Annotated in this window: 21 protein-coding genes and 1 tRNA gene; 10 read left to right on the plus strand and 12 right to left on the minus strand. The window is 72.5% G+C overall.

Annotated elements, in window-relative coordinates; translation table 11 throughout:
• Positions 1-44: 44 nt before the first annotated feature.
• A complete protein-coding gene (locus tag SLAV_RS17475; protein WP_030232416.1) occupies positions 45-548 on the plus strand; it encodes a hypothetical protein in 504 nt (167 codons plus the stop codon).
• A gap of 116 nt (positions 549-664) precedes the next feature.
• On the opposite strand, the gene SLAV_RS43165 is transcribed toward SLAV_RS17475, so the two are convergent.
• Entirely contained in the window at positions 665-1,354 is a 690-nt protein-coding gene (locus tag SLAV_RS43165) for a pentapeptide repeat-containing protein (protein ID WP_030232414.1), read from the minus strand.
• 85 nt (positions 1,355-1,439) lie between these two features.
• On the opposite strand from SLAV_RS43165, the gene SLAV_RS17485 reads away from it, so the two are divergent.
• Positions 1,440-2,432, plus strand: coding sequence for a zinc-binding dehydrogenase (locus SLAV_RS17485; protein WP_030232411.1), 993 nt, complete (start codon positions 1,440-1,442; stop codon positions 2,430-2,432).
• A 301-nt stretch (positions 2,433-2,733) separates the two neighbouring features.
• Here SLAV_RS17485 and SLAV_RS17490 read toward each other — a convergent pair whose 3' ends face one another.
• Both SLAV_RS17490 and SLAV_RS17495 read right to left on the minus strand, forming a co-directional pair.
• The gene (locus tag SLAV_RS17490; RefSeq protein ID WP_030232408.1) at positions 2,734-3,630 is read right to left on the minus strand and encodes an aminoglycoside phosphotransferase family protein; all 897 of its coding nucleotides are present in this window, start codon (positions 3,628-3,630) and stop codon (positions 2,734-2,736) included.
• 10 nt (positions 3,631-3,640) lie between these two features.
• Positions 3,641-4,375 (minus strand): DsbA family protein, encoded by a 735-nt coding sequence (locus tag SLAV_RS17495; RefSeq protein WP_051841089.1) that lies wholly within the window; start codon positions 4,373-4,375, stop codon positions 3,641-3,643.
• Positions 4,376-4,552: 177 nt separating this feature from the next.
• On the opposite strand from SLAV_RS17495, the gene SLAV_RS17500 reads away from it, so the two are divergent.
• Positions 4,553-5,932, plus strand: a complete 1,380-nt coding sequence (locus tag SLAV_RS17500) for an NAD(P)/FAD-dependent oxidoreductase (protein WP_030232403.1) — start codon at positions 4,553-4,555, stop codon at positions 5,930-5,932.
• An 83-nt stretch (positions 5,933-6,015) separates the two neighbouring features.
• On the opposite strand, the gene SLAV_RS17505 is transcribed toward SLAV_RS17500, so the two are convergent.
• Positions 6,016-6,092 (minus strand) — tRNA-Thr (locus SLAV_RS17505).
• Positions 6,093-6,251: 159 nt separating this feature from the next.
• Between SLAV_RS17505 and SLAV_RS43650 the strand changes: the two genes are divergently transcribed.
• From SLAV_RS43650 to SLAV_RS17525, 6 genes are all read left to right on the plus strand, one after another.
• On the plus strand, positions 6,252-6,494 hold the full coding sequence (locus SLAV_RS43650; protein WP_391284883.1) for a helix-turn-helix domain-containing protein: 243 nt from the start codon (positions 6,252-6,254) through the stop codon (positions 6,492-6,494).
• Positions 6,491-7,021 (plus strand): hypothetical protein, encoded by a 531-nt coding sequence (locus tag SLAV_RS43655; RefSeq protein ID WP_051841087.1) that lies wholly within the window; start codon positions 6,491-6,493, stop codon positions 7,019-7,021. The genes SLAV_RS43650 and SLAV_RS43655 overlap by 4 nt, the downstream gene beginning before the upstream one ends.
• Positions 6,913-7,293, plus strand: a complete 381-nt coding sequence (locus SLAV_RS43660) for a transposase (RefSeq protein WP_388098084.1) — start codon at positions 6,913-6,915, stop codon at positions 7,291-7,293. Before SLAV_RS43655 ends, SLAV_RS43660 begins: the two co-directional genes overlap by 109 nt.
• A 105-nt stretch (positions 7,294-7,398) precedes the next feature.
• The gene (locus SLAV_RS17515; RefSeq protein ID WP_030232400.1) at positions 7,399-8,493 is read left to right on the plus strand and encodes an ABC transporter ATP-binding protein; all 1,095 of its coding nucleotides are present in this window, start codon (positions 7,399-7,401) and stop codon (positions 8,491-8,493) included.
• A 209-nt stretch (positions 8,494-8,702) separates the two neighbouring features.
• On the plus strand, positions 8,703-9,116 hold the full coding sequence (locus SLAV_RS17520) for a hypothetical protein (protein ID WP_030232397.1): 414 nt from the start codon (positions 8,703-8,705) through the stop codon (positions 9,114-9,116).
• Positions 9,117-9,169: 53 nt separating this feature from the next.
• The gene (locus tag SLAV_RS17525; RefSeq protein WP_078950413.1) at positions 9,170-9,958 is read left to right on the plus strand and encodes a nucleotidyltransferase family protein; all 789 of its coding nucleotides are present in this window, start codon (positions 9,170-9,172) and stop codon (positions 9,956-9,958) included.
• A gap of 114 nt (positions 9,959-10,072) precedes the next feature.
• On the opposite strand, the gene SLAV_RS17530 is transcribed toward SLAV_RS17525, so the two are convergent.
• The 6 genes from SLAV_RS17530 to SLAV_RS17555 form a co-directional block, all read right to left on the minus strand.
• Entirely contained in the window at positions 10,073-11,632 is a 1,560-nt protein-coding gene (locus SLAV_RS17530) for a DoxX family protein (protein WP_030232393.1), read from the minus strand.
• A 205-nt stretch (positions 11,633-11,837) separates the two neighbouring features.
• A complete protein-coding gene (gene rlmB / locus SLAV_RS17535) occupies positions 11,838-12,809 on the minus strand; it encodes a 23S rRNA (guanosine(2251)-2'-O)-methyltransferase RlmB (RefSeq protein WP_030232391.1) in 972 nt (323 codons plus the stop codon).
• A gap of 114 nt (positions 12,810-12,923) precedes the next feature.
• Positions 12,924-14,327, minus strand: a complete 1,404-nt coding sequence (gene cysS / locus SLAV_RS17540) for a cysteine--tRNA ligase (protein WP_030232390.1) — start codon at positions 14,325-14,327, stop codon at positions 12,924-12,926.
• Positions 14,328-14,558: 231 nt separating this feature from the next.
• A complete protein-coding gene (ispF, locus tag SLAV_RS17545) occupies positions 14,559-15,080 on the minus strand; it encodes a 2-C-methyl-D-erythritol 2,4-cyclodiphosphate synthase (RefSeq protein WP_051841086.1) in 522 nt (173 codons plus the stop codon).
• Positions 15,070-15,816 carry a 2-C-methyl-D-erythritol 4-phosphate cytidylyltransferase gene (gene ispD / locus SLAV_RS17550; protein ID WP_030232384.1) on the minus strand — a complete coding sequence of 249 codons (747 nt, stop codon included), beginning with the start codon at positions 15,814-15,816 and terminating at the stop codon, positions 15,070-15,072. Before ispD ends, ispF begins: the two co-directional genes overlap by 11 nt.
• Before the next feature lie 324 nt (positions 15,817-16,140).
• The gene (locus SLAV_RS17555) at positions 16,141-16,623 is read right to left on the minus strand and encodes a CarD family transcriptional regulator (RefSeq protein ID WP_003953493.1); all 483 of its coding nucleotides are present in this window, start codon (positions 16,621-16,623) and stop codon (positions 16,141-16,143) included.
• Positions 16,624-17,176: 553 nt separating this feature from the next.
• Here SLAV_RS17555 and SLAV_RS17565 point away from each other — a divergent pair.
• The gene (locus SLAV_RS17565) at positions 17,177-17,854 is read left to right on the plus strand and encodes a hypothetical protein (RefSeq protein WP_030232382.1); all 678 of its coding nucleotides are present in this window, start codon (positions 17,177-17,179) and stop codon (positions 17,852-17,854) included.
• An 81-nt stretch (positions 17,855-17,935) separates the two neighbouring features.
• Here the strand turns inward: SLAV_RS17565 and phoP are convergent, their stop codons facing one another.
• A complete protein-coding gene (phoP, locus tag SLAV_RS17570; RefSeq protein WP_466527820.1) occupies positions 17,936-18,607 on the minus strand; it encodes a two-component system response regulator PhoP in 672 nt (223 codons plus the stop codon).
• Between the two features lie 5 nt (positions 18,608-18,612).
• Entirely contained in the window at positions 18,613-19,851 is a 1,239-nt protein-coding gene (gene phoR, locus SLAV_RS17575; RefSeq protein WP_030232379.1) for a two-component system sensor histidine kinase PhoR, read from the minus strand.
• Positions 19,852-19,937: the final 86 nt, after the last annotated feature.

Below are 19,937 nucleotides of genomic sequence, written 5' to 3' on the forward strand. Positions count from 1 at the left end.
GGCCCACGGTGCCGGGAGGGGCCCACCCGTGACACCATCGGGACGTGCTCGACATCGGCTACTCCCTCTCCCGGCGCTTCCCGGACCCCCCGCAGACCGACTACCGCTCGGCGGACGTCCGGACCCTGCGGCACGACCTGTTCTGCGGCGACGTCTACCTCGCGGACACCGTCAAGGACACCGAGGTGTCCACAGCCTGGGGATGGGTACCGGTCCTCGACTTCGCCTGGGCCCTGTGCGACATCGTCGAGCAGCTCGACGAGGACCCGCGCGGCAGCCGCTCCGCGAACCGCCAGTACGCCGAACTCGACTTCACCGAATCCGCGGACCGGATGCTCTTCGAACGCCGCTTCGGCTGGGTCGACATCGAGGCCGACTGGATGGACCCGGAAGAGCCCCCGCTGACCTTCAGCCACCGCCTGCTGCGCCGCGAGGCCCGCGACTTCCTCCACGACCTGATCGCGGACCTCATCGACATGCACGACGGCCTGGCCGACAACCCGATCATCTGGACCCTCCAGTCCCGCTTCCCCCGCGTCCCGGCATAACCCCGCCGGGGGCAACCCCCCGAACCCACCCCAAGCCCCCACACCTCCACACCCCGAACTCCGGCCCTTGGCCCCCTCGCGGCTCCGCGCCGCGGAATGGGATGTCCGGGCCCCGTCTAGCCCTCCACGCGCAGCCCCAGCTGCGCCGCCAGCGCCGGGGCCAGGTCGAAGAGCTGTGCCGGGCTGATCACCGCCCCGGCCAGGGCCTCCACCCCGCGCGCGATCCCCAGCTCCGACGCCGCCCGCAGGTCCACGTCCGTCATCCGCGCCCCCGTGAAGTCCGCCCCCCGCACCACGCAGCCCCGGAACTCCACGCGCTCCAGCACCGCACCCCCGAAGTCCGGCTCCACCAGTACGCACCCGTCGAAGACCACGTCCTTCAACCGCGCCGTCCGCAGGTTGAGGTAGTCGATCTTCCCGCCCCGTACGAGCACCCGCTCCAGCACCGCCCCGTGCAACTGCGCCCCGCCCAGCCGCGCCTCCACCAGCTCCACGTCCCGCAGCGACGCCCCCGCCAGATCCGTCCCGACCCCCCGGACCCCCTCCAGCACCGAGTCCAGGATCCGCGCCTTCGCCAGCCCCGCCCCGTCCAGCCTGCACCGGCGCAGCGCGCAGTCCATGAACCGCGCCCCGACGCCCTCCTGCCCCGCCAGGTCCACGTCCGCGAACTCCAGCCCGTCATAGTCCCCGTCCGGCTCCAGCCCACCGCCCTCCCACGCCACCAGCCCCGGCAGCCGGACCTCCGCCCGCCTCGCCGCCCTGACCGCCCCGCCAGCCCGCCCGCGCACCCGCTCGCTCCGCACCATCCCCCCATCGTGACCCACGGGACCGACAACGGAACGCCCTTGACCTCAACCCCGCTTCAGGTCGCACGCTGGCCGCATGGACACCATGCGCGCGATCCGCCTCCACGCCTTCGGCCCCGCCGAGAACCTCTCCTACGAGACCGTCCCCCGCCCCGTACCCGGCCCCGGCCAGGTCCGCATCGCCGTCGCCTCCGCCGGCGTCCACCTCCTCGACATCAACCTCCGCAAGGGCATCCAGGGCCCCCCGGCGCCCCTGCCCGAACTCCCCACCACCCCCGGCCGCGAAGTCTCCGGCACCGTCGACGCCGTCGGCCCCGGCACCGACCCCGCCTGGCTCGGCCGGACCGTCGTCGCCCACCTCGGCTTCGCCCCCGGCGGCTACGCCGAGTACGCCGTCACCGACGCCGGCCGCCTCCACCCCGTCCCCGACGGCCTCGACACCGCCCAGGCCGTCACCATGATCGGCACCGGCCGCACCACCCTCGGCATCCTCCAGTTCGCCGACCTCGGCCCCGGCTCCACCGCCCTGATCACCGCCGCCGCCGGAGGCATCGGCACCCTGCTCGTCCAGTACGCCAAGAACGTCGGCGCCACCGTCGTCGCCCTCGCCGGAGGCCCCGCAAAAACCGCCCGGGCCACCGCCAACGGCGCCGACCTCGCCGTCGACTACACCACCGACCACTGGGCCGACACCGTCCGCGCCCACCACCCCGACGGCGCCACCGTCCTCTTCGACTCCGTCGGCGGCACCACCGCACGGACCGCCCTCGGCCTCCTCGCCCCCGGCGCCCGCCACCTCGTCCACGGCTGGTCCTCCGGCCCCCTCACCCTCACCGAAGCCGAACAGGACGACCTCACCGCCCGCGGCATCACCACCCACCACGTCCTCGGCCCCGCCATGCTCGAAGCCGTCGGAGCCCCCGACCCCCTGCGCGTCCTGGAAACCCGCGCCCTCGCCGAAGCCGCCACCGGCCGGCTGCGCCCCGCCGTTCAGCGCTACCCCCTGGCCGAAGCGGCGGCCGCCCACCACGCCCTCGAAACCCGCGGCACCACCGGCAAGGTCGTCCTGGAACCCTGACCGGCACCGCACCCCACCCCACCGCCAAGGCGCGGTGCCGGCCCACCCGGCCCCGACCGGCGAGAACCCCAAGGGGCAACCCGAGCCCGCCGCCACGACGCTCCGGCACCACGCCCGGCGCCCAACCCGGCACGGGTCAACCGGCAGGATCCCCGAGGAACGCCCCGGACCCGCCGTCACGACGCCCCCCGCACCCGCCCCGCCCCGCCCCGGGCGAACGCCGCCACCGCCCGGTACCGCCGACGGCCCTACGGAAGCACCCGCACCCGCACCCGCACCCGTCGGCCCTCCGAGGCCCCACTCACCCCGCCCGCCCCAACAACACCTCCGCCACCGCCACTTCCCGCTCCGGCAGCGCCACCTCCCCGTCCTCCACCTCCCACAGACAGTTCTGCACCACCCGCCCGAGCGTCCACGCCCGCGCCCGCTCCCGGTCCAGCCCCACCACCCCCGTCAGCAGGTCGAACCGCCACCCGACCTCACCCGCCCGGAACCCGTTCACCAACGCCGGCAGCAACTCGAACCCCGGGTCCCCCGCCAGCGGCTTCGGGTCGATCGCCAGCCACGGCTCCCGCTCACCCGCCAGCACGTTCCCGAAGTGCAGGTCCCAGTGCAGCAACCGGTCCCCCGGCTCCGCCGCCACCTCCGCCAACGCCGCCGCGCAGTCCCGCAACAGCCTCCGCTCCCCCGCGTCCGCCAGCCGCCCGGCCGCCTCCGGCACCCCCGCCAGCAACCCCGCCGCGACCTCCCCCAGCCCCCGCAGCCCCTCCGGCGCCCGCACCGACGTCAGCCGCGCCAGCAGCCCCGCCACCACCGTCACCGCCGCCCGCGCGTCCCGCTCCACCAGCCCCGACAGGTGCCGCCCCGCGTCCAGCCGCTCCAGCAACAGCGTCCCCGTAGGCCCGTCCCACTCCAGCAGCCGTACGCAGCCCCGCCCGTCCCACGCGCGCAGCGCGACCGGCTCCCCCGCGCTCTCCTCATCCGGGACCAGCAGCTTCAACGCCGCCTCCGTACCGTCCGCCCGCACCACCGGCAGCACCAGGGCCGTCATCCCGTGCATCGCGGGCCCCGCCACCCGCAGCCCCCACCGCTCCAGGAACTCCGCCACCCGCCCCGGCAGCCCCTCGACGAACTCCCGCCCCGCCGCGCCGCCGTACCGCAGCTGCACCTCGACCAACTCCGCCGGAATCTCCACCACGGCCCCGACCCTACGCAGCCACGCCCGCCCCCTTGAGGGTCCGCGCGAACCCGGCCGCGTCGAACATCGACCCGTCCTTCGCCCCCACCGGCTTCCCGTCCACCAGCACCGCCGGCGTCCCCCGCATCCCCGTCGCCTCGAAGGCCTTCTCCGCCCCGTCGGCCCATCCCGTGTGGGTCCCCTCGGCCACGGCCCGGTCGAAGGCCTCCCCGCGCAGCCCCGGCACCCGCTCGGCGATCCGCAGCAGCAGCCCGTCGGTGAACCTCCCCTCGGGCTGGCTCGCGAAGACCGCCGCGTGGTACTCGGCGAACTTCCCCGCGTCCACCGACGCCCGCAGCGCGTTCACCGCCTTCACCGAACCGCTCGCCCCGCCCTGGTCGAGGAAGGACGCCAGCAGGTACTCGATCCTCACCTTGCCCTCGTCCGCCAGCTTCAGCAGCGTCTCCCCGCCCGCCGCCTCGAACTTCGCACAGGCCCCGCACCGCGGATCCACCAGCACCTGCACGGTGCGCGGCGCCCCGGGCCGCCCCACGACGACCTTCGCCCCGTCCACGGCGGCGGGCAGCGCCGCGAGCCGGTCCGCGATCGGGCTGGTCCGCACGGCCGACAGGTCCGACGCCGCGTCCGACGAGCCCGCGCCGCCCCCCGAACCACCGCAGCCCGCCACCGCCCCGCCCAGCAGCGCCGCCGCCGCGACCGCCGCGACGACCCGTCCCGCGCGCCCTGTCCTCCGTACGCCCAGCATCACCCGACGACACCCTCTCCATAAAAAACTCATAAACCCTAAAACCGACAAACCCCCCTCGACACCCTACGCAACGCCCCGCACCCCCCACATCGGCCATCCGGCCAGCCAACGCCCCCCGAAACACGACACCCCGTCCCTGGACACCCCTCGAACACCCCGTGTACCAACTCCCCCATGACGATCAACGGCGGTATCTCCTTCTGGTACGCGACCGACACCACCGCCCACCAGCCACCCCGCGCCCCCCTCACCACCGACGCCACGGCAGACGTCGTCATCGTCGGCGGCGGCTACACCGGCCTGTGGACCGCCTACTACCTCAAGCGCGCCGCCCCCGACCTCCGCGTCACCGTCCTGGAGCAGAAGTTCTGCGGCTACGGAGCCTCCGGCCGCAACGGCGGCTGGCTCTACAACGGCATCGCCGGCCGCGACCGCTACGCCGCCCTCCACGGCCACCAGGCCGCCCTGCGCCTCCAGCACGCCATGAACGACACCGTCACCGAGGTCATCGACACCGCCGCCAAGGAGGGCATCGACGCCGACGTCCACCGCGGCGGAGTCCTCGAAGTCGCCCGCACCCCCGCCCAGCTCACCCGCCTCAAGGCCTTCCACGCCGCCGAACTCGGCTTCGGCGAGAGCGACCGGGTCCTCTACGACGCCACCGACACCCGCGCCCGCATCGACATCGCCGACGCCGTCGGCTCCAGCTGGACCCCGCACGGAGCCCGCATCCACCCGCTCAAGCTGGTCCGCGGCCTGGCCGCCGCCTGCGAACGCCTCGGCGTGGTCATCCACGAGTCCACCCCCGTCACGGAACTCGCCCCCCGCCGGGCCGTCACCCCCTACGGCACGGTCCGCGCCCCGTACGTCCTGCGCTGCACCGAGGGGTTCACCGCCGCCCTCAAGGGCCAGAAGCGCACCTGGCTCCCCATGAACTCCTCGATGATCGTCACGGCACCCCTCCCCCCGTCCGCCTGGGACTCCCTGGGCTGGTCGGACCAGGCCGTCCTCGGCGACATGGCCCACGCCTACATGTACGCCCAGCGCACCGCCGACGACCGCATCGCGATCGGCGGCCGCGGCGTCCCGTACCGCTTCGGCTCGCGCACCGACAACGACGGCCGCACCCAGCCGGCCACCATCGCCTCCCTCTCCTCCCTCCTCTTCTCCTTCTTCCCGCAGCTCACCGGCACGGAGATCACCCACGCCTGGTCGGGCGTCCTCGGCGTCCCCCGCGACTGGTGCGCCACCGTCACCCTGGACGCCACCACGGGCCTGGGCTGGGCGGGCGGCTACGTCGGCTCCGGCGTGGCCACCGCCAACCTCGCCGCCCGCACCCTGCGCGACCTGGTCCTCGGCCAGACCACCGAGCTGACCACCCTCCCCTGGGTCCACCACCGCGTCCGCCGCTGGGAGCCCGAACCCTTCCGCTGGCTCGGCGTCCACGCCCTCTACGCCGCCTACCGCGAGGCGGACCGCCACGAATCGACCACCCACCGCCCCACGACAACCCCCCTGGCCCGCCTCGCCGACCACATCTCGGGCCGCGGCTGAGGAACGCAAAAGGCCCCGGGTGATCACCCGGGGCCTTCCGCTTCTGTACGAATTCCCTTGATCAGATGCCATCTGACCTGGAATGGAGCCGCCTGTCGGAATCGAACCGACGACCTCAAGATTACAAGTCAAGCGCTCTAGCCAACTGAGCTAAGGCGGCACGACCTCGCACACAACCTCTACGCGCGAAGCCGCCCTCACTCTACACAGCGCCCGATTCCCCAAGCCATCAGATTGAACCCTCCCCCGTAACCCCTCACACACACGTTCGTTGAACGAACCGATGTGCCGTTCTGAAGATCAGACCATGGGAGGGGAGATGGCGGACCGAGTCACAGGGGAAGAAGCCCGGCGCATCAAGCGCGACCTTCTCGGGGTGGGCGACCGGACCGAGCACCGGAAGCGGACCGTGGCGCCGATGAAGGGGCTGATCGGACAAGCGGGCAAACAGCAGCGCACCTACCGCTTCCGCTTCTATCCGACCGCCGACCAGGCGGCCCAGCTCACGCAGACCTTCGGCGCCTGCCGCTGGGTCTACAACGAAGGCCTCGCCCTCCGGTGAAGGCCTGGGAAGACCACCGGGTCTCACTGGGTTACGCGGAGACCTGCCGGGCCCTGACCGGGTGGAAGCGCGTACGAGGGACGGCGTGGCTGAAGGAGACCTCGTCCACGGTCCTCCAGCAGTCCCTCCGACACCTGGACTCGGCCTTCTCACGATTCTTCAAGGGCTCGGCGAAGTATCCGCGGAGGAAGTCCAAACACCGCTCGAAGGACTCGGCGACCTACGTCCGCACCGGCTTCCGGTGGGTCGAAGACCCGAACCGTCCCGGTACGGCCTCGGTTACCCTGGCCAAGCAGACGGCGCCACGTCGGGAGCCCAAGGCCGTGGGCCTCGACCTCGGCCTCGCGACGCTGGTGACGATGGACGACGGGGAGAAGCTCCCGCACCCCCGCCTCCTGTCGCTGCCCTCCAGCGTGACCTGCACCGGAAACAGAAGGGGTCGAAGAACCGGGGGAAGGTACGGGAGCGGCTCGCCCGCCTGTACGCCTCGATCGGCGACGTCCGTCGTGATCAGCTGGACCAGCTGACGACCCGCCTCGTGCGCGAGAACCAAGTGCTCGTGGTGGAAGACCTGCCGATCGCCAATCTCACCTTCGGAGCTGCTGGACCTCGTACCGGCGGCGTAGCGAAGTGGAGCAGTACGGACCGACGGGCCGTCGGCCGCAACACCTGTGGAGCCTGCGTAGGACCAGCCGGGTGCGACCCCCAGGGTCGCACCCGGCCGGCAGCGGGCGTCGAAGCAGGAACCACTGCTCGCGAGGGCCCGCCCGGCCCGCAATCCGGCCCGTCAGATTGCTGACAGGAGGCCTCGCAGCCGGTAGCGTCGGGCGGAGTCTGCTTACTGGACTAGACCTTCCACTCGGATCGTCCGGCACGTTCCTGCCGGTAGAAGGGATTCATCACCATGGCTTCTGTGACTTTCGACCGCGCGACCCGGCTCTACCCGGGCAGCGACAAGCCCGCCGTCGACCAGCTGGAGCTGGAGATCGAGGACGGCGAGTTCCTCGTCCTCGTCGGCCCCTCCGGCTGCGGCAAGTCCACCTCCCTGCGCATGCTCGCGGGCCTGGAGGACGTCAACGGCGGTGCCATCCGCATCGGTGACCGCGACGTCACGCACCTGCCGCCCAAGGACCGGGACATCGCGATGGTGTTCCAGAACTACGCGCTCTACCCGCACATGACCGTCGCCGACAACATGGGCTTCGCGCTCAAGATCGCCGGCGAGGACAAGGCCACCATCCGCCGCAAGGTGGAGGACGCGGCGAAGATGCTGGACCTCACCCAGTACCTCGACCGCAAGCCCAAGGCGCTCTCCGGCGGTCAGCGCCAGCGCGTCGCGATGGGCCGGGCCATCGTCCGCAAGCCGCAGGTCTTCCTCATGGACGAGCCGCTGTCGAACCTCGACGCCAAGCTCCGCGTGTCCACCCGCACGCAGATCGCCGCCCTCCAGCGCGACCTCGGGATCACCACCGTCTACGTCACCCACGACCAGGTCGAGGCCATGACGATGGGCGACCGCGTGGCGGTCCTCAAGGACGGTCTGCTGCAGCAGGTCGACACCCCGCGCAACATGTACGACCGGCCCGCGAACCTGTTCGTGGCCGGGTTCATCGGCTCCCCCGCCATGAACCTCGTCGAGGTCCCGATCGCCGACGGCGGCGTGAAGTTCGGCGAGAGCGTCGTCCCGGTCTCCCGTGCGGCGCTGTCGGCGGCCGCGGACGCCGGCGACCGCACGGTCACCGTCGGCGTGCGCCCCGAGCACTTCGACGTCGGCGACGCGGGCGGTCTGACGATCACCGTCAACGTGGTCGAGGAACTGGGCGCCGACGGCTACGTCTACGGCAGCGCCCTGCTCGGCACCGACAAGACCGCGCAGGACATCGTGGTCCGCGTGGGCGGCCGCCAGGTCCCGGAGAAGGGCTCGACCCTGCACCTGGTGCCGCGCGCCGACGAGATCCACGTGTTCTCGACGTCCACCGGTGCCCGTCTGTCCGACTGACGCGCAGGCATCCGCGGAAGGGGCGTCCTGCCAAGGGGCGCCCCTTCCGCGTCAGTTGTGGGCCACGGCAGGAACCGCGGCACGAACCGCGGCAGACCGGGCCATTCGGCCGCACCCGTCAACCCCCGATTCGAAAAGCCACGTCGAACCGTCCCCCGACCGGGTGACTAAATGTCGCCAAATCCTCACCGAGCGCTAATCTCGCCCTCGTGACCCACACTGCCCGCCGAATCGGCCGTTCCCTCGCCCTGGTCCTGCCCGTCGTCCTGGTCCTGTCCGGGACCCTCGCGGTCACGATGGTCCCCTGGGCGGACAACTCCCCCTCCCAGATCCTGACCGCCTCCGCCGAGGACGTCTCCGTCCCCGCGAAGCCGCGCGCCGCGCAGGACGTGCTGCGCGACCGGCTGCTCGGGGAAATCCGGCAGGGCGAGGAGCCGGGTGACGTCCTGACCCACCTCCAGCAGGAGGTGGACAAGCGCCCCTCGCTCGCCGAGCACTGCGTGGGCATCGCACGGGCCCTGGGCCGGGCCGCCGTGGACGCGTACGGGCCCACGAAGGCCCAGTCGTTCGCGCGCCCGGTGTGCGACACCTCGTACGCCTCGGGTGTCGCCTCGATGGGCTGACGTCCGCCGCGCCTGCCTCCGCCGGGGCAGGGGCCGTCCCTACGCTGACGGCCATGAGCGATGTTCCCCCCGCACCTCCCGTACCTCCTGTTTCGCCCCAACCCACCGACTGCGCGGCCGCGTTCCCGGCCCCGCCCACCCAGGCGGTCGTCCTGGCGGGCGGCCAGGGATCGCGGCTGCGGCCGTATACGGACGACCGTCCGAAGCCGATGGTCGAGATCCCCGGGACGGGACTGCCGATCATCGGGCACCAGCTGGCCTGGCTGGCGGCGGAGGGGGTCACCGACGTCGTCGTCTCCTGCGGGCACCTCGCGGACGTGCTCCAGGAGTGGCTGGCGCGGACCCCGTTGCCGCTGCGCGTGACGACGGTGGTCGAGGAGGAGCCGCTGGGGCGCGGCGGCGGCCTCAAGTACGCGGCCCGGCACCTGCCTTGCACCGACCGGCCGTGGTACGCGACCAACGGGGACGTGTGGACGCGGTTCCCGCTGCGCGAGATGGCGGCCTTCCACGAGGAGCGCGGGGCGACGGCCACGCTGGCGCTGGCGCGGCCGCGGATCCCGTGGGGGGTGGTGGAGACGAACGAGTTCGGGCAGGTGCTGGACTTCATCGAGGCGCCGCCGTCGCCGTACCCGGTCAATGCCGGCGTGTACGTCTTCGCTCCCGAATTCGCGGCGCTGCTGCCCGATGTGGGGGACCACGAGCGCACGACGTTCCCGCATCTGGCGCGCGAGCGGCGGCTGGCGGGGTTTCCGCTGCCGCAGGGGGCCTACTGGCGGGCGATCGACACGGCGAAGGACCTGACCGAGGCCGCACGGGAGTTGGCGGCGCAGAACGCCCTCTGAGCGCCCGCGCGCATCCCCGTACGCGCGTACTGCCCCCGCGTCCTCCCCCGGCCCGCGTACGCGGAAGGGCCCGGCGCGCTCGCTGGCGTGCCGGGCCCTTCGGGGTGGGAGGGGTCAGCCGAGGAGGCCGCCGACGAGGCCGGGCTTCTTGGCCGGGGCGTCCCCGCCGCCGCCGCGGTTCCCGGAGGAGGAGGCGGGCGCCTGCTGCGGGCTGGACTGCTTCGGTGCGCTGCTGCGCGGGGCCTGGCCGCTGCCGCCGCTCCTGGTGGCGCTGGGGGCACCGGAGCCGGTGCCGGTGCCGGCGGTCTCCCGGGTGGTGGAGCCGGTACCGGTGCGGCCGGGCTTGGCGGAGGGGGTGGGGGCGGACGCGGAGGGGGTGGCGGCCTGCTTCGAGGGCTGCTGCTGCTTGACCGCGGGCCCGGACGGCCGGGCGGGGGGCTGGGGCAGGGGGCTGCCGGGGAGGTAGTTGCTGGGTGCCTGGCCGGGGCCGGGGACGGTGACGACGGTGCTGGAGCGGACGGCGCCGCCGAGGACGGAGCCGATGAGGAGGGTGAGTCCGCAGACGACGGTGGCCATCACCGCGCCGCGGCGCAGGACGCGGCGGCGCAGCCGCCAGAGCTCGGCGCGGGGGCCGAGGGTGCGCCAGGCCTCTCCGGCGAGGCGGCCGTCGAGGGAGTAGACGGGCGCGCCGGCGATGATCAGCGGGCTCCAGGCAGCCAGGTAGATGATGTCGGGGGCGTCGTAGGCGGGGACGGTCTTCCAGCTGACCGTCATCAGCAGGGCGGCGGAGAGCAGGGCGCCGATGCAGGCGGCGAAGCGCTGCCAGAGGCCGAAGACGGTCAGGACGCCGACGATGACCTGGAAGAAGGCGACGCTGAGGCCGGCTCCCACGGGGTGGGCGAGCGCGAAGTCGCGCAGGGGTTCGGCCAGGGCCCAGGGGTGCAGGGTGTGGAGCCAGCTGACCATGGAGCCGCGTTCGCCGCCGTCGAAGTAGACGGGGTCGCACAGTTTGCCCATGCCGGCGTAGATGGAGATGAAGCCGAGGAAGACGCGCAGCGGGAGCAGTACGACGCCGAGGTTCATCCGGCGGCCGGGGTAGTAGGAGGCCTGGGCGCGGGGGTCGGCGGGGCCGCGCCGGGAGTCGGTGTACTGCGGGGGGTGCTGCTGGGGGTACTGCTGGGGGTACTGCGGGTCGTACGGCTGGTGGGGCAGGTCCCGTACGGCGGCCAGCGGCCGGGTCTCGTCGGGGTCCCCGTAGGTGCGCTGGCCGATGACGGTGGGGGTGGCGAGGGTGTCGTCGGCGAGGTCGTGCGCGAGGTCGATCCGGGGGATGGTCTGGGTGGCGCCGCCGTCGTACTCGTCGTGTACGCGGCCGGCCTCCCGCACGGCCTGGAGGAGCCCGCCCGTGGCCGCTGCGTCGCCGGGGGCGGATTTGCCGCTCCAGACGACGGGGGCGCGGCGGCGGGTGGCTCCGGCTGCGGCGACCGCGGCGGCGCCGAGTACGGGCGCGCGGCCGGGGGCATTCGCGGGCTTGGAACGCGCGCTCGGGCTCGGTGCGAGCCGCACGCGGAAGCTGGCGTGGTTGACGATGACCTGTGCGGGGTCGCACGGCACCTTGACCATGCTCAGCGCGGGCTGGTCGTCGAACCCTGACGTTCTGGTGTCCACACTCATCTAACCGAGTGATCAGTGTTTAGGACACTGCCTTGACAGCAGGGATCTGTCCGAGACCCGTCAAGATCAAGTCACCCCGCCCGGAACGGGCGGGGTGACACGCTCACGGGTGACTCCCCGTGAGGCAAGTGGATCAAGCGGCGGGGCGGGCGGGACCCGCCCCGGGGGCCGTCGGGGCGTGCCCGGCCCCCGGTGCCCGGTGCCGTCAGACGCGGCCGGCCTCGGCGCGGCGGCGGGCGGCCTCGTAGAGGACGACGCCCGCGGCGACGCCCGCGTTGAGCGACTCGGCGCCGCCGGGCATCGGGATGCGCACGAGGTAGTCGCAGTTCTCGCCGACGAGGCGGCCGAGGCCCTTGCCCTCGGAGCCGACGACGATGACGACGGGACCGCCGAGCGCTTCGAGGTCGGCGACGGAGTGCTCGCCCTCGGCGGCGAGGCCGACGATGGCCAGACCGGCCTTCTTGTACTCCTGGAGGGCCCGGGTCAGGTTGGTGACGCGGGAGACCGGGGTGCGGGCGGCGGTGCCTGCGGAGGTCTTCCAGGCTCCGGCGGTCATGCCGGCGGCGCGGCGCTCGGGGATGACCACGCCGTGGCCACCGAAGGCGGAGACGGAGCGGACGATCGCGCCGAGGTTGCGGGGGTCGGTGACCCCGTCGAGGGCCACGATCAGCGGGTCGTCGCCGTTGTCGTAGGCGTCGGCGGTGAGGTCCTCGGGGTGCGCGTACTCGTACGGCGGGACCTGGAGGACCAGGCCCTGGTGGTTGAGCCCGTTGGTCATGCGGTCGAGCTCGGGGCGCGGGGCTTCCATCAGGTTGATGTTGCCGCGCTCGCCGGCGAGCTGGATGGCCTCGCGGACGCGCTCGTCGTTGTCGATGAACTGCTGCACGTAGAGGGTGGTGGCGGGGACGCCGTCGCGCAGGGCCTCGAAGACCGGGTTGCGGCCGACGACCATCTCGCTCTGGCCCTTGGGGCCGCCGCGGCGCGGTGCGGGGCGGCGCTTGGCGGCCTGGCGGGCCATGGCGTTGGCGATGCGGTTCGCCTTGTGCTTCTTGCGGTCCTCGGCCTTGGGCGTGGGGCCCTTGCCTTCCAGGCCCTTGCGCCGCTGGCCACCGCTGCCGACCGTGGCGCCCTTCTTGTTGGACGTGCGGCGGTTCCTGCGCTGGCTGTTCCCGGCCATGACCTCTACCTGTTTTCGTTGGTGCTGCGATATGTACGTATGAAGAGTGTGCCGCCCGGAAGGCCGGGCGGCACAGTCGGACTGCTCCGGAGGGCCCTGTCGGTCGTACGCCGCCTAGCGCGGGCCGAGGGTCCAGCGGGGTCCGGTGGGGCTGTCCTCGATGACCAGGCCGGACTGCTGGAGCTGGTCGCGGATGGCGTCGGCGGTGGCCCAGTCCTTGCGGGAGCGGGCGGACTCGCGCTGCTCCAGGACGAGGCGCACGAGGGTGTCGACGGCGCCGTGCAGGTCCTCGCCCCGGTCGGCGCTCTCGCCGGCCCAGTGCGGGTCGAGCGGGTCCAGGCCGAGGACGCCCAGCATGGCGCGCACCTCGGAGAGGCGGGCGATGGCCGCGTCCTTGTCGTCGGCGGCGAGGGCGCTGTTGCCCTGGCGGACGGTGGTGTGGACGATGGCGAGCGCCTGCGGGACGCCCAGGTCGTCGTCCATGGCCTCGGCGAAGGCCGGCGGGACCTCGGCGGCGGCCTCGACCGGCCCGCCCGCCTTCTCGATGACGCGCTGGTAGAAGCCCTCGATGCGGGCGAAGGCGGACTCCGCCTCGCGCAGGGCCTCCTCGCTGTACTCGATCATCGAGCGGTAGTGCGGGGTGCCGAGGTAGTAGCGGAGCACGATCGGGCGCCACTGCTTGACCATCTCGGAGACCAGCACCGAGTTGCCGAGGGACTTGGACATCTTCTCGCCGGACATGGTGACCCAGGCGTTGTGCACCCAGTACTTGGCGAACTCGTCGCCGAAGGCCTGGGCCTGGGCGATCTCGTTCTCGTGGTGCGGGAAGATCAGGTCCAGGCCGCCGCCGTGGATGTCGAAGGCCTCGCCGAGGTACTTGTGCGCCATGGCGGAGCATTCGAGGTGCCAGCCGGGACGGCCGCGGCCCCAGGGGGTCTCCCAGGAGGGCTCGCCGGGCTTGGCGGACTTCCACATGGCGAAGTCGCGCGGGTCGCGCTTGCCGGTCTCGCCGGTGGACTCCGGCTGGCGGATGTTGTCCAGCTCCTGGCGGGAGAGCGAGAGGTAGCCGGGGAAGGACTTCACGTCGAAGTAGACGTTGCCCTCGGACTCGTAGGCGTGGCCGCGCTCGATGAGCCCGCGCATCATCTCGATCATCTCGGGGACGTGACCGGTGGCGCGGGGCTCGTAGGTCGGCCGCAGGCAGCCCAGGGCGTCGTAGCCGTTGTTGAAGGCCAGCTCGTTGTCGTAGCCGATGGACCACCACGGGCGGCCCTGCTCGGCGGACTTCGCGATGATCTTGTCGTCGATGTCGGTGACGTTGCGGATGAAGGTGACGTCGTAGCCGCGGTACGCGAACCAGCGGCGCATCACGTCGAAGTTCAGGTAGGACCTGATGTGCCCGATGTGCGGGGCGGCCTGCACGGTCGCGCCACAGAGGTAGATCGAGACGCAGCCCGGGACGAGCGGGGTGAAGTCGCGGATCTGCCGGGCGCTGGTGTCGTACAGGCGAATAGTCACGGCATCCAGGGTAGTGGGCCTCTAGCAGTGCCCCGCGACCCTTTGGGCACCCGGGGGGCGGGTTTGTTGCCGAAGAGGCGCGGGCGGGGGTCCCGCGAGGTCCCGTACGGGCGGTTTACCCGTCTTGCCCGGCACTGTGCGCACCGGCGGCGCCCCGCCGCGCCCCCGGGCCGCCACGCGGTCTCGACCGGGTCGCGAGGCCCCGGCCCGGCGGGCCGGGGCTCCGGGGCGTCAGACGCGGTAGACGAGTGCCGTGGCGATGGCGGCGAGCCCCTCGGCACGGCCGGTGAGGCCCAGGCCGTCGGTGGTGGTGCCGGAGACGGCGACGGGGGCGCCCGCCGCGGCCGCGAGCGCCTTCTGCGCTTCTTCGCGCCGCTTTCCGATCTTCGGGCGCACGCCGATCACCTGGATCGCGATGTTGCCGATCTCGAACCCCTCGGCGCGCACGATCCGGGCGGCCTCCGCCAGCAGGGTGACGCCCGCGGCGCCGGACCACTCGGGGCGGGAGGTGCCGAAGTGGGCGCCGAGGTCGCCGACCCCGGCGGCCGAGAAGAGGGCGTCACAGGCGGCGTGGGCGGCGACGTCCCCGTCGGAGTGGCCGGCGAGGCCGTCCTCGCCCTCCCACAGCAGCCCGGCGCACCACAGCTCGCGCCCGGCCTCGAAGGCGTGGACGTCGGTCCCGATCCCGACGAGCGGGATCAGCGGGGCGCCGGCGGCGGCCCGGTCGGCGCGGCCTTCGGGATCAGTAGGCATCGGTGGCCCTCCTGCGGGCGAGTACGGCCTCGGCGAGGACCAGGTCGAGCGGACGGGTGACCTTGAAGGCCTCTTCGTGGCCGGGGACGACCACGACGGTGACCCCGGTGCGTTCCACCATGCCGGCGTCGTCCGTGGCGCCCTCGCCGCTGACGGCGATGGCCTCGTGGGCGCGCAGCAGGGTGGCCAGGTCGAAGCCCTGCGGGGTCTGTACGGCGCGCAGCCGGGCCCGCTCGGGCGTGGCGACGACCGGTTCGGGCCGGCCGGGCGCGCCGGGCTCGACCTCCTTGACGGTGTCGGCCAGCGGCAGGGCGGGGACCACGGCGGGGGCGCCGTCGCGGACGGCCTCGACGACGGAGTCGACGGTGTCCACGGGGACCAGCGGGCGGGCCGCGTCGTGGATGAGGACGGAGGTGATGTCGGCCGGGAGGGCGTCCAGGCCGGCCCGTACGGACTCCTGGCGGGTGTCCCCGCCGGGGACGACCAGGATCTCGGTGCGCTCGGGCAGCGCGTGCTCGTCCAGCAGGTGCCGCACCTCGGCGGTGCCGTCGGACGGCGCGACGACCACGACGAGGGACACCGCGCGGGAGCGGGCCATGGCGCGGACGGCGTGGATGAGCATCGGCGTCCCGCCGAGGGCCCGCAGGGCCTTGGGCGCGCCGGGGCCGAGGCGTACCCCGCGGCCGGCGGCCGGGATCACCGCGGCGGTGCGGTGGGGGCGCGATTGGTCAGACATCAGTAGTAGCTCCGGGCCAGGTTTGTGACTTCGGCCGACATGGGTATGGCCTGAAGGGTGCCGGGTGCGACGCCCTCGCCCCTTCCGTGACGACCGGTCGAGCCGGCTGGCCGGGCCCGGCGCGCCAGAAGCAGGCCTACGGGTCCGTGGAAGTGGATGCAGTGGGTGCGGGCGCAGCATGTGCGAGCGCAGTGGGTGTGGACGCAGTGGGTGTGGACGCAGTGGGTGTGGACGCAGACATGCCGCAGCGCCCGGCAACGACCCCCTCGTGGAGGAGAGGGTCCGTCATCGGGCACCGCGGCACACTGTGGTTCGGTTCGAGCGTCAGGACGCGAGAACCTCGTCGAGGAGGGCCTCTGCCTTGTCCTCGTTGGTGTTTTCGGCGAGCGCGAGCTCGCTCACCAGAATCTGGCGCGCCTTCGCGAGCATGCGCTTCTCACCCGCGGAAAGCCCGCGCTCACGCTCACGACGCCACAGGTCACGCACCACTTCGGCGACCTTGATGACATCGCCAGAAGCGAGCTTCTCCAGATTTGCCTTGTAGCGCCGGGACCAGTTCGTCGGCTCTTCTGCGTACGGTGCGCGGAGCACCTCGAAGACCCGGTCCAGCCCGTCCTGGCCGACTACGTCGCGAACGCCGACGAACTCCGCATTGTCCGCAGGCACACGAACCGTCAGGTCGCCCTGGGCGACCTTGAGCACCAAGTAGGTCTTGTCCACGCCTTTGATCTGGCGAGTTTCGATGGCCTCGATCAGCGCGGCCCCGTGATGGGGATAGACCACGGTGTCGCCAACCTTGAACGTCATGTGACAGGTACCCCTTCCGTGGCTATCCAGGGTAACACGAGAACTGACTGTTATGAATGGCGTTTTCGCAGGTCAGGGCACATCTCGGGGCTTGACAACAGCGACACGAACGTGCTGCGAAGGGCTTCCGGAAGGGGGTATTCGCAGGTCGGAGGCGCTGTGCGGACCAGCCGAATCGACCACGTTACACCTGACGGACGAGCCCACCAGTGTGACGTACGTCCCGTTTTGCCGGGTTCTGAGTCGGGAAACCGAAGTACTCCGTTCGACTGGCGGGCACGCGTACGGAGCGGGTTCCGGCCCAATCCCGAATTGATCACGGATCGGCGTTCGAGGGAATCCGGAAATTGATCACCGCGCCGCGTCCGGAGGTTATGGGAATGCAAGATCGCGGGGCGGGTGCGGCACGGGGCGCGCGCAGCGGAGGGTCGGGTGCGGGGGCGGGGCGGCGGCTCGGTAACCTAAGCGCGCTGACACACCCTTAGGGCGGCTTTACCTCGGCCGTCCCGAGAGCCCACCCTCCCGTCCGTACGTCCTAGGAGTTGCCGCAGCCGTGAGCCGCAGCCTTCGACGCGGCGCCCTCGCCGCTACCGCCATCGTGTTCTCGATCGCCTCGCTCGCCGCGTGCGGTGCCGGCAACGACGCTCAGACTCTCCAGATCAAGCCGGACAACGCCGCCGCCACCAAGGGCGACATCAAGGTCCAGAACGTACTGGTGATCAGCCAGGGCGAGAAGGGCAAGAAGGGGCCGGCCGCCGTCTCGGCGACCGTCTTCAACACCGGCGAGAAGCCGCAGGTCCTCAGCGGCATCACGCTGCCGGCCACCAAGTCCAAGGTGGTCCTGAAGGGCGCCGGCGGCGCCGACAAGGTCATCGTGCCCCCGGGCGGCTCCGTGGTGCTGGGCGGCAAGGGCAACGCCTCCGCCTCCATCGAGGGCGGCATCGCCTCCGCGGTGGAAGCGGGCAACATCGAGGAAGTCGTCTTCCAGCTGAGCAGCACCGGTGACGTGCCCGTGGGCGCGCAGGTCGTACCCGCCGCCGGCATGTACGCCGGCTTCGGCCCGACCGAGGCCCCGGCCGCCCCGGCCGCCGCCCCGTCGGGCTCCCCCTCGGGCTCCCCGTCCGGTTCCCCCTCGGGCACGCCGTCCGGCTCCCCGTCGGGCGCCGCGGGCGCCTCGGCCTCCGGCACCCCGTCGCCGTCGGGCAGCGCCTCGCACGCCGCCGGTCACTGACACCGCGGGACGAAAAAATGGGGAGGGCCCCGGCCGCTGATGCGGCCGGGGCCCTCCCTTTTCGTCCGTACGCCCGCCGGCCTACGGCTCGAACTTGTAGCCGAGGCCGCGGACCGTCACCAGGTAGCGCGGGGCACCGGGGTCGGGTTCGATCTTGGCCCGGAGCCGCTTGACGTGGACGTCGAGGGTCTTGGTGTCGCCGACGTAGTCGGCGCCCCAGACCCGGTCGATCAGCTGCATGCGGGTGAGCACGCGGCCGGCGTTGCGCAGGAGCATCTCCAGCAGGTCGAACTCCTTCAGCGGGAGGTCCACCTTGGCGCCGGCGACGGTGACCACGTGCCGGTCCACGTCCATCCGTACCGGACCCGCCTCCAGGGCCGCCGGGGTGACCTCCTCCGGCTCACCGCGGCGGCGCAGCACCGCGCGGATGCGGGCGACGAGCTCGCGGGAGGAGAAGGGCTTGGTGACGTAGTCGTCGGCTCCTATCTCCAGCCCGACGACCTTGTCGATCTCGCTGTCCTTGGCGGTCACCATGATCACGGGGACGTTGGAACGGCCGCGCAGCTGCCGGCAGACCTCGGTGCCCGGCAGGCCGGGCAGCATCAGGTCGAGGAGGACGAGGTCGGCGCCGTTGCGCTCGAACTCGTCGAGCCCGTCGGGCCCCGTCGCGGCGATCGCGACCTCGAAGCCTTCCTTGCGGAGCATGTAGGACAGGGCGTCGCTGAAGGATTCCTCATCCTCGACGACGAGCACTCGGGTCACGGAAGGACCTCCGGGGCAGGGATGACTGGTTCTGTTTCACGCAGGGGTGGGGCGGGTGCCGTGGCCGTCGCCGGCGCCGGCACGGCGGCCTCCGGCAGGCGCAGGGTGAACGTGGAGCCCTGGCCCTCCGAGCTCCATACCGAGACCTCCCCGCCGTGCGAGGCCGCCACGTGCTTCACGATCGCAAGGCCCAGTCCGGTTCCGCCGGTGGCGCGGGAGCGGGCCGGGTCGACGCGGTAGAAGCGCTCGAAGATGCGCTCGCGGTCCTTCTCCGGGATGCCGATGCCCTGGTCGGTCACGGCTATCTCGATCAAGTCTCCACCCGGCGCGGTCACCCGGCGCGCGGCGATGCCGACGCGGGTGCGGGCGGGACTGTAGTTGACGGCGTTCTCCACCAGGTTGCCGAGGGCTGCCGCGAGCTGGCCCCGGTTTCCCCATACCCGCAGCTCGGCGGTGCCGCCGGCGGCCATGGTGATCTGTTTGGAGGTGGCCGTGTGGCGGCACCGGTCGATGGCCTCCGCCACGAGCGTGTCCACCCGTACGGGCTCGGCGTCCTCCAGCGGGTCGTCGTTCTGTACCCGGGAGAGGTCGATGAGTTCCTGCACGAGGTTGATCAGGCGGGTGGACTCGATCTGCATGCGGCCCGCGAAGCGGCTGACCGCCTCGGGGTCGTCGGCGGCGTCCATGACCGCCTCCGAGAGCAGGGAGATCGCCCCGACGGGGGTCTTCAGCTCGTGCGACACGTTCGCGACGAAGTCACGGCGGACCGCCTCGATGCGGCGGGCCTCGGTGAGGTCCTCGACGAGCAGGAGCACCAGGCGGGAGCCGAGCGGCGCCACCCGGGCGGAGACCGCGAGGGCCTCGCCGCGGCCGGTGCCGCGCCGGGGCAGGTCGAGCTCGATCTGGCGTATCTCCCCGTCCCGGCGGGTGTCGCGGGCCATGTGGAGCATGGGCTCCACGGCCAGCTTGCCGCCGCGGACCAGCCCCAGGGCGTACGCCGCCGAGCTGGCCTTCACCACCGCGTCGCCCTCGTCGAGGACGACGGCGGAGGAGCGGAGCACGGAGAGGACGGTGTCCACGCCGGGCGGGAGCACCGCGTTGATGTCGGGGCGCATGGAGCTCCGGGTGGGGCGGGCCTGGTCGCGCTCGCTCCAGCGGAACGCCAGCATCGCGATCACACCGGTGCACAGACCGGCGATCGCTGCAGCTGCGGCGACCGCCGCGTTCACGTCCATGGATCCAGGTTAAGCAGGCCGAACGACACTTCCACAGCCGTTCGGGTGCCAGCTCGAACACTCGTCGCCCAGAGTTCACCCTGGCG

Origin of the sequence: Streptomyces lavendulae subsp. lavendulae, from assembly GCF_002803845.1 — a bacterium.
In the GTDB taxonomy this organism is placed as follows: domain Bacteria; phylum Actinomycetota; class Actinomycetes; order Streptomycetales; family Streptomycetaceae; genus Streptomyces; species Streptomyces lavendulae.